Below are 14,136 nucleotides of genomic sequence, written 5' to 3'. Positions count from 1 at the left end.
TCCCACAGGGATCTTCAGTGAACACTCATGTTGTGGTCGACAGAAATACCTGTGGGAGCTGGCTTGCCAGCGATTGGGGCCGGCACGGTCTCAGGTGAAAATCAGGGCCGCCCGTCGATGAGGGCGGGCGGCAGTTCAACGGTCTTACTGTGCAGCCGGAGCCGCTTTCATTTTTTCAGCGATTTTGGCGTCCACCGCCTGACGGATCTGGTCGATGCTGAAACTCGCCGGCCGTTGGCTTGGTGGGTAATCGACGAAGGTTTGCAGGAACTCCGCCGACTTCATCACTGCCACTTCGGTCAGGTAAACGTTCTTGGTGGTCCAGTCATAGTATTGATCGGAAACCACGTCGGCGCGCTCATAGGGATCCATGCGCAAGTTGAAGATTTTCGGTACCCGCAGGCACACGAAAGGCTCGCTCCAGACTTTGAAACCACCGGGGGCACGTTGTTCGCAGAACACCGCTTTCCAGTTGTCGTAACGCATTGACACCAGCACGCCGTCGTCGTTGAAGTAGTAGAACTCACGGCGCTCACTCTTCGGTGCCTGGCCCGTCAGGTAAGGCAGTTGGTTGTAACCGTCCAGGTGCACTTTGAAGCTGGTGCCACCGGAAGTGGGTGCCCAGCCTTTGAGCAGTTTGTTTTTCACATCGGCTTCGCCCGCAGCGGCGAGCAGCGTAGGGAACCAGTCCATGCCCGAGAACAGTTCGTTGGACACTTCACCCGGTTTGATCTTGCCCGGCCAGCGGACCATAGCCGGTACGCGATAGGCACCTTCCCAGTTGGAGTTCTTCTCGTTACGGAACGGCGTGGTCGCCGCGTCCGGCCAGGAGAACTGGTTCGGGCCGTTATCGGTGGTGTAGACAACGATGGTGTTGTCGGCAATTTTCAGGTCGTCGAGAGTTTTCAGCAGTTTACCGACGTCGCCGTCATGCTCGATCATGCCGTCGGCATATTCGTTACCGGCCATGCCACTCTGGCCTTTCATCGAATCACGCACGTGAGTGAACAAGTGCATGCGGGTGGTGTTCATCCAGACGAAGAACGGTTTGTCCGCCTTCGCCTGTTTTTCGATGAACGCCTGGGCCGCGGCGGTGGTTTCGTCGTCGATGGTTTCCATCCGCTTGGTGGTCAGGGCACCGGTGTCTTCAATCTTGCCGTCGGCGAAGCTGTGGATCACCCCACGCGGCGTGAAGGCCTTGGTGAATTCGGGATTGTCCTTGGGCCAGTTCGGGCGCTCAGGTTCTTCTTCGGCGTTGAGGTGATACAGGTTGCCGAAAAACTCGTCGAAGCCATGGTTGGTCGGCAGGTATTCATCGCGGTCGCCGAGGTGGTTCTTACCGAACTGACCCGTGGCGTAGCCCTGGGACTTGAGGGCCTGGGCAATGGTGATGTCACGCTTTTGCAGGCCGACAGTTGCACCTGGCAAGCCGACCTTCGACAGGCCGGTTCGCAGCGGCGTCTGCCCTGTGATGAACGACGATCGCCCAGCTGTGCAGCTGTTCTCGGCATAGTAGTCGGTGAACATCATGCCTTCTTTGGCAATCCGGTCGATGTTCGGGGTCTTGTAGCCGACCACGCCCATGGAATAGGCGCTGATATTGGTCTGGCCGATGTCATCGCCAAAGATCACCAGAATGTTGGGTTTTTCAGCCGCTGTGGCGGTCGCCGACAGCGCCATCACCGAGGTTGCCACCAGGGCAAGTTTCGGCAGCCATTTGCGTATGCGAGTCATCTGACTTGCTCCTTTTCGGGGGTCGTTTATTGCGACTTACGTTTCCTGCAGTCCTGCATCACGCTTTTCTTATTGCACCTGCTCGTTTGCCGGTGGATCAAACGGGTAGATCCGGCGCCATTCGGTCGCCATGTCGACCACGGTCCAGCCACGGGAATTTGCTTCGTCGAGGGCTTTGTCGAGCCGCCCGATATCGGATTTTCGGTCATAGGCCCACTCGCGTCTGGCGTCGGTGTGATGCACCAGCCCCATGAAGCGTTTGCCGGGGCCAGCGGCGGTCCACTGCAGCATTTGCAGGTCGCCGTCGGAATTGCCGAACGCGAGAATCGGCCGTTTGCCGATCACCGCATCAATGCTCTCCGGTTTGCCCGGGCCGTCGTCGTTGTGTGCCAGTTTTCGGGTGCGCAGGATCGAGGCCTGGCCGTCCTTGAACTGGAATGCGGTGACGAACGTGGTGCCGATCACCTGTTCCGGCGGGATGCCATAGACCTTCTCGGCGAAGGCGCGCATGAACCCTGTGTCGCCGCCGGAAACAATGTAGGTCTTGAAGTCCTGGCTGCGAAGGTAGTCGAGCATTTCCAGCATCGGCTGGAAGATCATTTCGGTGTAGGGCTTGCCGGTCTTCGGATGCCGCGCCTGGCTCAGCCAGGTCTTGGCGTAATCGTCGAAAGCCTCGGTGGTCATGCCGGTGTGGGTGGCGGCGAAGATCTTGAGGATGCCGTCCATGCCAGCGGCGGCGAGTGCCTTGTGGTCATTTTCCAGCACCGCTTTGAATGGCTGAGTGGTTTTCCATTCCGGATGCTGTGACGCATTGCGCTTGACCTCGTCGAGGGCGAACAGCAACTCGAAATACATCGGCTGCTCGCTCCACAGGGTGCCGTCGTTGTCGAACACCGCGATACGCTCGGCGGGTTTGACGAAGTCCTTGCTGCTCTGGTCGGTAACCGCCTGCACGAACGCAATGATGTTGTTTTTCGCAGGTCCGTCGTTCCATGAGGGCAGTGGCTCGCTGGCCTGGGCCAGCAATGGCAATGCCAGCGCAAACAACAATGCCAGGCTGAAACGTTGACGCTGCGGCGGCGGAGTGGTCATGGGAGTTCCCTTTCCTGAACAGGGTTGAGTGGACGCAGGGCCGACGCCGGCCTTCGCGGCTGTTGTTCGACCTGACTGTGAAGCGTAGTCAACGATTGGCGCAGTTGAACAAGTGTTTGTTCAGTCTGCGGATCACGCCCGTAAAGTCCGCGCAACAGGCCCTGCAGGCGCGGGCCGGCATTCACCAGTTGCAGCCCGAGGCGACGGCGGCGCAGCCACAGATACACCGCGCTTAATTGCGCCGGCCGAGTCAACAATTGCGGCTTGATCTGCTGCCAGGCGAAGTCCGCCGATTGCTCCCGGGCCAATTGCCGCGCGTGTTTGCGCGCCAGCCATTGGCGCCGGGCGCGCAGCACAACAGGGTGCAGCCAATAACCAGCACCGACGAAGACACTGAGGAGCGCCAGCCACAGCAGCCAGCGTGCGGAGACGTGCACATTGTCGCGGCCAAGCTGCCTGAGATCATCGGTGATCGAAAACACCGGTTTGTAGGCGCTGTTGGCTGCGGCTTCGAAGGTCACGGCGGGCACTTGCGCAATGCGGCTCTGCTGCGTTTTGACGTCCCACCATTTCACCGCGATGTCCGGCAGGGTGTAGGCGCCAGCCTTGTCGATGCGGTAGGTGACAGCGTCGATCCGCTGACCACCGAGCACGTTGCCGCGGCCGTCATCCAGACGGCTGACTTGTGGGGTCTGCGGATAACGACTCAAACCGGCTACCTCACCCAGTGGCGGAACCGGCAGCGCCATCGCCAGTGCGTCATCGGCCTGCAGGGTCAGTTGGCGGGTCACGCTGTCGCCGGTTTTCAACGGGGTTGCCGAGTTGATCAGGCTTTGGTTCAGGCGCACATCGCTGGCCACCAACGGCGTTTCTCCGGGTTGAAAGCCTGGCGGCTGGGCGGCACTGAAGTGCAAGGGTTGGCTGTGTGCATTGATTGCATTGCTCGCCTGACCCGGTGTCGCAGAGACCGTCAACGGCGGGATGTCGAAGCGGCGGGCGACATTCGGGGTGATCAGGTAGCTGTAGCGCAAGCCGCTGAAGGATTGTCCGTCGATCGTCTGATTCAGGTGTTGGGCCCTGCCATCGGGCGGCGTCACCAGGGCGCCGTCGAGTTTCAGTTCGGGCAGAGTCGCGGCGCTGGTGAACCAGGTGTCGGTGAGCACGTCGACTTGCAACTCCACCAGACCGCCGACCATGGCGCCTTCGGCGGGTTGCAGGTGGGCGTGGATTTTCAGTTGGGGTTCGGCGGCAGAGGCATTCAGGCTGAGCACGCTGGTTATGAGCAAGGTGCAGATTTTTTTGCCGGCAGATCTGGCCTCATCGCTGGCAAGCCAGCTCCCACAGGGGGTGTCTGTGTTATCGCCAATCGAGTTAACAGCGCAAAAACTTGTGGGAGCTGGCTTGCCAGCGATGAAGACAACCCGGTTCATGGTTTCGCCCCCGTTTGATCCTGCAAACTGAATTTCTGCTTGAGAAACTTCGCTGGCGAGGTGCTCAGGTTCTGCAGCCACAACGCGTCGGACGCTGCCTGCTCGGTCTCGACTTTTTTGCTCTGACCCTTGCCCGGCGTCTTGTCGAATTTCACTTCATCCGGTTTGGTCTCGGGGGCATTTTTTTCGGCGCTGTCGGTGTCCTTGAGCAACGCCTGCGCCAGCGCCAGATTGGCCGTGGCTTCGGGAAATTGCGGTTGTCTTTGCAGGGCCTGGGTGTAAGCGGCAATCGCCTGATCGAACTTGAAACGCCGCACGTAAATGTTGCCCAGATAAAACCATGCTTGCGCTGTGTCCAGGCGGGCAAAGGTGGCCAGCGCGAGGTCGTAGTCCGCCGCGTGATAGGCCGCCACGCCTTTCCAGTACGGATCGACAAACAGCGCCGCCGCTTGCGGCCAATGCTCATGCTCGGCGGCCCAGCGCCCTTGTTGATCGCGGGTGAAGAATGCATCGGTCAGTGCACTGGCCTGAGCGGGCGCGGCGGGCCAGCCAAGGCTTGTGGCCAACAGCAGCGCCGGTACCCAGTTGACGCTCCAGCCCTTGCGCACACCGAGCAGCGCCAACAAAAGAAGGGGCCAGCACAACCAGTAACCGGCGTCTTTCCAGTGCAATTGCTGTTGTTCGGCGCTGGCACTCTGGAAGTGTTGTTGCGCGTGCAACTCGATCCAGTCCAGATCATCGTCGTCGAGGGTGAGGCTGCCCAGCGGCGCGTCGGCAGCGGCGGCCAGTTGCTTGAGCGCCACCATATCGAAGCGGCCGACTACCGGGCGCCCGTTGCTGTCGACTTTCGGCTGTCCGCCGGCTCCCTGAATCATGCCGCCGTCCTCATTGCCGACCGCAAGTACCAGCACTTGCAACTGGCTGTCATCGAGTTGTTTGGCGAGGCCATCGAATTGCGCGGTGTCGGCACCGTCGGTGATCAGCAGCAGGCTGCCCGGGGTTTTCTCGGCACGGAGCAGGCGTTTGGCCTGCTCGATGACCGCGCTGACGTCCTTGCCGGGTTTGTCGATGAGGCCAGTGCCCAGCGCCTGAATGAAGGTGTCGAGCAACGCCGGATCGTCGGTCGGCGGCAACACCAGATGCGCGCTGCCGGCATAGGCGAACAAGGCGGTGCGGGCGCCGGCGCGACGCTGAATCAGGTCGTGCAGTTTGTGCTTGGCCGCTTCCAGCCGCGTCGGCTGAACGTCGTTGGCGTCCATCGACGGCGACAGGTCCATGGCGACGATCAGCGGCGCACGATTCTCCAGAAAGTCCGGGCGATCCTGCTCCCAGGTCGGCCCGGCGGCGGCAATGGCGCCGATGAGCAGCATCGCGCATACCCAGTGCACCGGGCGCAGGTGCTGCTGATCCTTTGGCGTGACCAGCAGGTGCGGCAGCAAATGTTCGGCGATGTTGTTGCGTAGCCGGCGCTGCAGGTCGCGGCTGCGGCGCCAGAGCAGCGGCAGCAGCGCGGCGAACAGCGCGAGCAGCAACCACAGCGGGCGCAGGAAGTGGAAGTCACCGAGATTGATCTCCATTCAGGCCTCCTGCCGCTGGCGGGCAAGCGCCAGGCGCGGGCGTAGCAGGGCACCGAGGTGATACAGCGCCAACAACCCCAGTGCCGCGCCCAACGGCCAGTGGAACAGCTCGCGTTGCGGTTGATGACTGAGGGTTTTCACCTGATGTGGCGTGAGGCGGTCGAGGGTGGTGTAGACCTGATCCAGTGCTGCGCGGTCTTCGGCGCGGAAAAACTGTCCGCCTGTGGTCTGGGCGATCTGTTGCAGCCCGCGCAGATTGACCTGCGCCTCGCCGGAAGCCGTCGGGTCGCCGATGCCGATGGTATGAATGACCACTCCTTTGTTGGCGGCCATTTCGGCGGCGTGGTCAGGAGTGATCGCACTGCTGGTGTCGTTGCCGTCGGTGAGCAGGATCAGCACTTTCTGCTGCTCGTGGGCCTGGTCGAGCAGTTTCAGACTCAAGCCGATGGCGTCACCGATGGCAGTGTTCGGCCCGGCCATGCCGATGCCGGTATCGGCCAGCAACAGCGACAGGCTGGCGTGATCAAGGGTCAGCGGCGCCTGCGGATAGGCGCCGCTGCCGAACACGATCAGGCCGATGCGGTCGTCCTTGCGCTTGTCGATGAACCCTTGCACCACCTGTTTGACGGCGGCGAGGCGATTGATTTTCTGGCCGTCGGCATTGCTGAAATCTTCGGTTTCCATCGATTGCGAGATGTCGATGGCGAGCATCAGGTCGCGCACCGGTTGCTGGCGCTCGATGGGTTTTTCAACGAACACCGGGCGCGCAGCGGCGAGCAGGATCAACATCCACACCAACAGATTCAGCAACCGTTGCCAAGGGTTCTGACGATTGCCAACCCGGCTCGGCGCTTCCCCGACGGCACGGCTCATGGCGCCGAAAAACGGCACGCGCACGGCGCTGCGGGCTTCCTGATACGCCGGCAGATAACGCAAGGTCAGCCACGGCAGCGGCAACAGCAGCAACAACCACGGGTAATCAAGCTGCCACATGGTGCTGCTCCATCCAGTATTGACAGGTGTCAAACAGCGCCTGGCGCTGTTCGGCCGGGAGCGCGCGCAGGGTGGCGTCGGGGGCGTAGGCGAGTTGGGCGAGCTGGGCGCTGAAGTCGTCGGGCAGCTTGTTTTTACTGTGCTGCTGCAGAAACGCCTGCCAATCCGATCCCCCCAACGCCGCCACCCCTGTAGGAGCTGCCGAAGGCTGCGATCTTTTGATCTTGTTGTTTAAAGGCAACGTCAAAAGATCGCAGCCTTCGGCAGCTCCTACAGGGCGGTGTTTCAGGGGCATCGAAAGGGCCACGCGCTTGAGCAACTCGGGCAGTTCGCGCAGGGCATTCAGATCATCACTGCGCTCACGCAGCTGTGCCAGCCGCACCAACGCTTCGCGCCGATATCGATCCCGTCGCCATTGCCAATAGCGCCGCACGCCAACCACCAGTGCCAGCACAACCAACAGCGCCAGTAACAGCCACCAGCCCCAAGTCTGCGGCGCATAACTCACCGGCGCCGGCAGGCTCAGCTCCTTGAGCTGGCTGATGTCGGGGATATTCGGGTTCATCGCCGTGGGCCGGCAGACTTGCCAAGCTCGGCGCGCAATTGCGCGTGGGCCTCTTCGGCGGTGCTGAACATCATCAGCGGCACCTGACTGCGGCGCAGCAGGGTGGCGACGTCCTTAAGGCGGCCACCGAGATAATCACCCAATGGCTGATGCACGCTGCGCTTATCGACAGCCAGTTCCACCTGCAATTGGCCCTGTGTGATCAGCAGCCGGCCATCACTCGGCAACTTCAGAGCCAGCGGGTCGTAGACTTGCAGGGCGATCACGTCGTTGTGCGCGCGCAGTTGCCGCATCAATTGCAAGGTACGTTCACCCGCCCCGGCGAAGTCGCTGACGATGCAGATCAAATGGTCGTGACCGGCCAGCACCAGGCAACGCTGCAAGGCCTTGTCCAGTTGGTCTTCGTCCTCGGCGTCGGGGTTGGCGGCGTTCAGCGCCTGATTCTGTTGCACCACGCAGCTGAGCAAGGCTTCGACCCGTTTGCGGCTGCGTAGCGGTGCGATGCTGTCGATGCGTTGATCGTTGAACACCAGACCGCCGACCCGGTCACCGGCGTTGAACACTATCCACGCCGCCAGTGCGCCGAGTTCAGCGGCGAGGGCCGATTTGAAACTGCGTTGCGAGCCGAAGAACATCGACATGCGCTGATCGACCACGATCAGCGCCGGGCGATCGCGCTCTTCAGTAAAAGTGCGTACCACCGGTTTGCCGGTGCGCAGCGAAGCGCGCCAGTCGAGGTGACGTAAATCATCACCGGGCTGGTAGCGGCGCAGCTCATCGAAGTTCAAGCCACGGCCACGCAAGCGCGAGGCATGGTTGCCAGCAAGAATGCTGCCCTGGGGCTGACGCGCCAGAAAACTCAGGTCACGGGCCTTGAACTCCAGCGCCATCAATTGCGCCAGAGAGGCGTAGACCAGTCCCTCCGTGTTCATGCCGGAATCGCCACTTTATCCAGCAACCGGTCGAGCACCTGATCGGCTGTCACGCCATCCGCGACTGCGTCGTAGCTCAATTGCAGGCGATGGCGCAGCACCGGATGCACCACCGCGCGCACGTTATCCGGCGAGACGAAATCCTGGCCCTGTAACCACGCGTCGGCCCGCGCGCAACGATCCAGGCCGATGCCGCCACGGGGACTGGCGCCAATGCTGATCCAGCGTCCGAGGTCTTCGTCGTAATCGGCCGGGTGGCGAGTGGCGTTGATCAGGTCGATCAGGTAGCGGTCGATGGCCGGTGATACGTGCACCGCGCTGACCTCCTTGCGCGCAGCGAAAATTACTTCCTGTGACAGGCTGAAGCCCTTGCCCGGCGCGGTGTTCGCGCCCTGGGCAAACTCTTCGGCGCGCAACAGGCGCAGCACCTGGCTTTCGTTATCGGCGCTGGGGTAATCCAGCAACACCTTCATCAGGAACCGGTCCATCTGCGCTTCCGGCAACGGATAAGTGCCTTCCTGCTCGATCGGGTTTTGTGTGGCGACCACAATGAACAGCTCCGGCAGCACGTGGCTGGTGCCGGCCACGGTAATCTGCCGTTCTTCCATGGCCTCCAGCAGCGCCGCCTGCACCTTGGCCGGGGCGCGGTTGATCTCGTCGGCGAGAATCAGATTGCCGAACAGCGGGCCGGGCTGGAAGCGGATCTCGTTCTGCCCGGCGACCTGGTGCAGCACTTCGGCACCGGTGATGTCCGAAGGCAGCAAGTCGGGGGTGAACTGGATGCGGCTCATCTTCGCGTCCAGATGGGTGGCCAGCGCCTTGACCGTGCGCGTCTTGGCCAGCCCTGGCAGGCTTTCCAGCAGCAAATGCCCGTTGGCGAGCAGGCCGAGAAGGAGCTGCCGAATGACTTGATCCTGGCCGAGCACGGCTTCGGCGATGCTTGCTTGCAGGGCGTTGAGGTCGGTGAGTGCGGTCATGGGACAGTCCTTGGTGGCCGGTCTAGAAAAACGCCAGGGTCATGTTGGCGGCAATGCCGTTACCTTCAGGGCGGTTCTTGGTGTCGAACTCCGGCACCCAGCGCGCACTGAAGCTGGCCTGGGCGTCTGCGAATTTGCCAGTCCAGACCACCACCGGCCCGGCGCCGACGGAGCGGCCACGGAAGCCATTGAGGCTGTCGGCGGTCTGGCCCTTGTCGTCGGTGACTTGCTGGACATAACCGGCCGCGAGGCCTGCGCTCCAGCCACTGCCGAAGCCGTGAGTCCACAGGGCTTCGAGGGTGAAGATGTTGCCGTTGCGGTAATCGGTGGCGGTGTTTTCGGTATAGAACTCCAGGCCACTGGACAGGGTGAACTCGCCCCCCTTGCCGTCCAGATGGGTGAAGGCCACGGTGGGCATGAACGTGTAGTTGTTCTGGCCCGGGTTGGCCAGGCGATTGTCGTTGTAGGCGCCGGTCGGCACATAGATCGGCAGGGACAACGCGATGTGGTTCAGCTCGTCGAAGTGGTAGCCGGCGGCAATCGGGGTGATCAGCGCGTCGGCGAACTGGGTGCCGGAATCGCTGGTGCCGAGGGTGCGCCCGCGCGGGCCGGTGATGGCCGCGTCGATGTCGGTGTATTGCAGCGGTATGCCGATTGCCGAGGCGAAGTTCCATGGGCCTTTGCCGGTGTCCCAGATGTGCGTCAGGTTGGTCATGGTGTAGGAGACTTTCATGTCGATCCCGGCACTGACTTCACCGGAAATCGGCGCGCCGCGACTGCCCTTGAGCGATCCGTCGTACCAGATGCTGGTCACCGAGACCACCCAGCCCGGTTCGGGCGGGATGATCCCGGCGTTGGAATACACCTGTTGCCCGGTGATTGGCCGGCCCACGCCCCCTTCGGCTGCATAGAGTTGAGGACTGCCGATCATGCACAGCGCCAGCAGCGGACGCACAACGTAAGGCTTGACCATCACTGGCTCCGTTTATTGTTTTGAGTTGACCGGGTCGAGCTGCGGCATCTTCCACTCGCCGCTGGCCACTTCCGGTTTCGGCAGGTACAGGCGCAACACACCGTAGAACGGCCCGTCCGGTGCCGGCAGCCAGTTGGCCTGCTTGTCCTTGCCGGGATTGGCGTGCTGCACGTAAAGGGTCAATCCGCCGTCGGCGTCGAGCTTCAAGTCGGGCAGCATCCGCGAGTTGATGAGGTAGCGATTGAGCGGGTTGGCCACCAGCAATTTGCTCTTGCCGTCGTACAGGGTCAGCGACCAGAAGGCATCGGCCGGGGGCAGGGCGTCCTTGGCGAAATGCAGGGTGTAGTCGTGTTTCGCTGCGTCGGCCGGTTGGCCATTCTTGTCGACGAAATAACCGATGTAGTTCGCCTCTTCGGCAGAGTTGCCGAAAATGCCCATGTTGGCGCCGGCGTAGCGATACAGGTAATTGCCCTTGAGGTGATCACGGGTGCCAAACAGGTCACCGCTGCTGATTTCGTGCGTGTCGACCTTGTCTTTCTTGAACGCGGCGAATTCGGCCTTGGCGTCACTGATGCCGTCTTCAAGGGCCTTGCGTTGCTCGGCGCTGAGCTGTTTCAGATCGAATGGCTGACCGGCACCGATGCCGATTTTGGCGAAGCGTGCGAGCAGGTCTTTTTCAACGTCCTGCGGCGGGGTGAAGGCGAGCATGAAGTTCAGGTAGCGGAACAGGTCCGGGGTTTCGCTCATGGTCGGCGTCGGTTTCGGCCAACTGACTTTCGGTGCCGGCGCCGGAGCTTTCTGTTTTACGTAGTGGCTCAGCGGCTCGACCTTGTAGCCTTTCTGGATCTGCTTGACCTTGCCCAGATCTTTTTCGTCGAACAACTGCGTGCGGTACAGGGCGTAGGCGATGTTGCTTTCGCTGCGCACCAGGCGGTCGATGTTGATCGGTTGCTGACCCTGCCAGTCAGGCCCGGCGATCATGAAATGACCGCCGTTGTTGCCGGTGCTGCGGGTGCCCAGGTAAGCGAAGTTCTGCGTGTAGGCGTCGATCAGTTGCACCGAGTAGTAACGGTGCTCTTCGATCGGCGGCAAGGTCAGGATCAATGGCTCGCTGCGCAGGTCCATCCAGACGAACGAGTAGGGCGTGTCGGCGTTCGGTGTGACGAACGCGGTGTCCTTGGCGGTGAAGGCCTTGGCGGTGTTGCCGATCTGGTTGAACGGTGCCTTGAAGTTCGGGCTCTTGCGGTCCACGGCCTGGGTGTACAGGGTCTTGTACATTTCCACTACCGGGAAGCCATACAAGTAGGCGTCCTTGGCGATGCCTCGGGCTTCTTCGGGGCTGGCGCTGAAATCGGCCCAGGCGCTGCTGCTCAGGGCGAGGGTCAGAGCGGCCAGCCATAGATTGCGTGCGTTCATGCGGCGTCCTTATTCATTGCACGACCGTGATGTCGTCCAGTTTCCAGCTCTTGTCGAAATAGGCTTCGGTTGGCGCGTACAGGCGGAAATAGATGAACCAGTGTTTGCCGGGCACGGTTTGCACCCAGTTGTTTTCGAAGCCTTTGGGCGCGCTCGGGCCGAAGTACAGGTCCACCGAGCCATCGGCGTTTTTCTTCAGATCCTGACGCGAAGACAGATCGGCCTTGCGCTGCGGATTGTCGATCAGGCAACGGCTGTCGATGTCGTACACGGTCATCGACCAGAACTGCTTGGCCGGCGGGTTGGCACCGACGTGCAGGCGATAAGTCTTGCCGCCGTCGAGCCAGTCACCCTTGGCATCGGTGTAGGCACCGAGGTAGGTCTGGCCGAGGCCTGGGGTCTTGGAGACCATGCCTTTGGTGTTGGTCACCGCTTCATAGAACCAGGCGCTGCGTTCCCACAACTGGTCGTAATAGGCCACGCGTTGCGACGGTTCGGCGATGTTCAGCACCGTATCCCAATGCCGGTCGGGCCAGTACTGCGCGTCAGGAAAGCGCTTGGCAAAGGTGTTGGCCTTGGCGATCAGCTCACCGACCTGCGCGCCGGACTCCAGGGCCTGACGCTGCTGAGTGTTGGGGTTGAAGGGTTTGTCCTTCTCGATGCCGAGACTGGCGAGCATCGCCATGTAGAAGCGGTCACGTTCATTGACCGGCTCTTTCTGGATGATCTGGTGCAGCCGCTGCCAGTAAGCGATGCCGCGTGGCTGGGTACCCGACCACTTTTTACCGTCAGGCGACAGCAGGCGGGTCTTGCTCGGCTCGGCACGTTTGGCGTACGGGTACATCTTGAATTTTTCGACCAGTGCCTTGCCCTTGGCCGGATCCGGATCCAGCACACGGAAGCCCACCAGTACGTTCATGGTTTCCGATTTGGCCAGGTAATACTTGTCGGCATCGGCGGGTGGTTCCGCGCCCGGTGGCAGTACCAGGTATTGGCCGCCCTGGCCTTTGTCCGGGCCGGTCTGGCCCATGTCGATGATTGCTCGTTGCCAGAAATCGCCAATGCCGCCGGCGGTCGGTCCCGGTGGCAGTTCAATCACCAGCGGCCCGGTTTCGCTCAGGTCGACGAAGCCGAGAATGTACGGCGTGGTGGCGTTGGCGGTGATCACGCCGAGCTTGTCTTCGTAGCTGTTGAGCACCATCAGATCGCCGCTGTGCGCGCCGAGCTTGTCGCGAAACTCTTCCTGCCACTGCACGTAGGACACCAGTGGCAAGGCCCACAGGTAACTCTGGGTCGCCTGCTGGAAATCCAGTTCGGCGTAGAGTCTGGCGATCGATTCATGCGCCGGCAGTTCGCCCTCCATGGCGATCTTGCCGATACGGGTGTCGAGCTCCTGAGCACCGACGCCGCAGCTGGCGAACAGGGTCATCAGGCTGAAACCGGCTGCGCGTAAAGCGATGTGCATGGCGATGTCCTTATTTTCCGAATGTCACGTTTATTCCCGCAAACAGGGTGAACTGCGGCACACCATCGCCCTTGCGTTCGACGGTCCACTGCGGTTCGAGGAAGGCGTTGAGAATATTGCTGCCGGACTTCCAGACCTTGCCCGCACCCAGGCCGATCGGGATGTAGTGGGTGTTGTTCTTCAGGTCGAACGTCCAGATGGCGGTGGAGCGCAGGTACCAACCCTTGTCGAGGTTGCGGATGATGAAGGGCTGCAGGGTTGCGCTTTCGACATGTGCACGGTCGTGGTCGCCGGCGAACGAACTCTGGTACTGCACCAGCGCTCCGAGCAGGCCACGCGGCGACGAATCAATCGCCACCGCCGAGAGGCCGGCCTGCCACTTGCCGGTGCCCAGCTCATCTTCGGCAGCGGTCGGTGCGGTGATTTGCGGGCCGATGCCCAACTGCACGCCGTCGGTCTTGAGCAGGAAGATGTCGAACAGATTGAGATCGCCGATGCCGGTGCTGTAGCCACCGTGCGGATCGGGGCGGGTGCTGATCGGCATCGTTGCGCGCAGCAATTGCGGTACGCCGATGAAATCGTTGGGCGCAATCGGCAAAGTGCCGCGCAGCAGAGCGTCGTTGGTGTGCAGGTTGCTGTCGAACAGCTTCGGGGTGTAGTAATCCTGCAGGTTGGCGCCGGGCGCCAGGTTCAGCGGGTTGTTGCTTTTGTTGGCCTCTTCGGCGTTATTCGCCAAGGCACACACCACAGGTGCCAGCCAACTCGCCAGCAGCAAGGCGCGACTCCCCATTTTCTTCGACATGATCCCCGTTTCCCTGGTGGCTACTGCATGGACGTCCCGGCGCTTCCCGGCCGTTGGACGTATTTCCTTTCTTATCAAGCCTGTAGGACACGTCTGAATGACGCTAGCAGCTAATGGGGAGTTAGCCAGTCGAAGGGATTAATTCTTTGGTTTTGTCTACAGAGTCACACTAAAGGTGAG

At 61.5% G+C, this 14,136-nt stretch carries 12 protein-coding genes; all 12 read right to left on the bottom strand.

The genetic code is table 11. From position 1 onward, the window contains the following. Positions 1 to 144: 144 nt before the first annotated feature. The 12 genes from HXW87_RS18465 to HXW87_RS18410 all read right to left on the bottom strand — a co-directional run bounded on the left by HXW87_RS18465 (position 145) and on the right by HXW87_RS18410 (position 13,956). On the bottom strand, positions 145 to 1,734 hold the full coding sequence (locus HXW87_RS18465) for an arylsulfatase (protein ID WP_121185238.1): 1,590 nt from the start codon (positions 1,732 to 1,734) through the stop codon (positions 145 to 147). Between the two features lie 69 nt (positions 1,735 to 1,803). Further along, positions 1,804 to 2,826 carry an HAD family hydrolase gene (locus tag HXW87_RS18460; RefSeq protein WP_239777281.1) on the bottom strand — a complete coding sequence of 341 codons (1,023 nt, stop codon included), beginning with the start codon at positions 2,824 to 2,826 and terminating at the stop codon, positions 1,804 to 1,806. Then, positions 2,823 to 4,256, bottom strand: a complete 1,434-nt coding sequence (locus HXW87_RS18455) for a hypothetical protein (RefSeq protein ID WP_239777279.1) — start codon at positions 4,254 to 4,256, stop codon at positions 2,823 to 2,825. The genes HXW87_RS18460 and HXW87_RS18455 overlap by 4 nt, the downstream gene beginning before the upstream one ends. After that, a complete protein-coding gene (locus tag HXW87_RS18450; RefSeq protein ID WP_239777278.1) occupies positions 4,253 to 5,833 on the bottom strand; it encodes a VWA domain-containing protein in 1,581 nt (526 codons plus the stop codon). The genes HXW87_RS18455 and HXW87_RS18450 overlap by 4 nt, the downstream gene beginning before the upstream one ends. Beyond that, complete coding sequence (locus HXW87_RS18445) at positions 5,834 to 6,826, bottom strand: VWA domain-containing protein (protein ID WP_239777276.1); 993 nt, start codon at positions 6,824 to 6,826, stop codon at positions 5,834 to 5,836. Then, complete coding sequence (locus tag HXW87_RS18440; protein ID WP_239777274.1) at positions 6,813 to 7,391, bottom strand: DUF4381 domain-containing protein; 579 nt, start codon at positions 7,389 to 7,391, stop codon at positions 6,813 to 6,815. Before HXW87_RS18440 ends, HXW87_RS18445 begins: the two co-directional genes overlap by 14 nt. Beyond that, a complete protein-coding gene (locus tag HXW87_RS18435; RefSeq protein WP_239777273.1) occupies positions 7,388 to 8,323 on the bottom strand; it encodes a DUF58 domain-containing protein in 936 nt (311 codons plus the stop codon). The genes HXW87_RS18440 and HXW87_RS18435 overlap by 4 nt, the downstream gene beginning before the upstream one ends. Next, positions 8,320 to 9,300 (bottom strand): MoxR family ATPase, encoded by a 981-nt coding sequence (locus HXW87_RS18430; protein WP_239777271.1) that lies wholly within the window; start codon positions 9,298 to 9,300, stop codon positions 8,320 to 8,322. The genes HXW87_RS18435 and HXW87_RS18430 overlap by 4 nt, the downstream gene beginning before the upstream one ends. 22 nt (positions 9,301 to 9,322) lie before the next feature. Continuing rightward, the gene (locus HXW87_RS18425) at positions 9,323 to 10,273 is read right to left on the bottom strand and encodes a transporter (RefSeq protein WP_121185254.1); all 951 of its coding nucleotides are present in this window, start codon (positions 10,271 to 10,273) and stop codon (positions 9,323 to 9,325) included. Between the two features lie 12 nt (positions 10,274 to 10,285). After that, positions 10,286 to 11,689, bottom strand: a complete 1,404-nt coding sequence (locus tag HXW87_RS18420) for a DUF1254 domain-containing protein (RefSeq protein WP_239777269.1) — start codon at positions 11,687 to 11,689, stop codon at positions 10,286 to 10,288. Between the two features lie 13 nt (positions 11,690 to 11,702). Then, complete coding sequence (locus HXW87_RS18415; RefSeq protein ID WP_239777268.1) at positions 11,703 to 13,154, bottom strand: DUF1254 domain-containing protein; 1,452 nt, start codon at positions 13,152 to 13,154, stop codon at positions 11,703 to 11,705. 10 nt (positions 13,155 to 13,164) lie between these two features. After that, entirely contained in the window at positions 13,165 to 13,956 is a 792-nt protein-coding gene (locus HXW87_RS18410; protein WP_239777266.1) for a hypothetical protein, read from the bottom strand. Positions 13,957 to 14,136: the final 180 nt, after the last annotated feature.

Origin of the sequence: Pseudomonas sp. Y5-11 (assembly GCF_022368695.1) — a bacterium.
GTDB classification, from domain to species: Bacteria; Pseudomonadota; Gammaproteobacteria; order Pseudomonadales; family Pseudomonadaceae; genus Aquipseudomonas; species Aquipseudomonas parakoreensis.
Note: the sequence above shows the minus strand (reverse complement) of the source record. Positions and strands in the feature narration are given on the sequence as shown.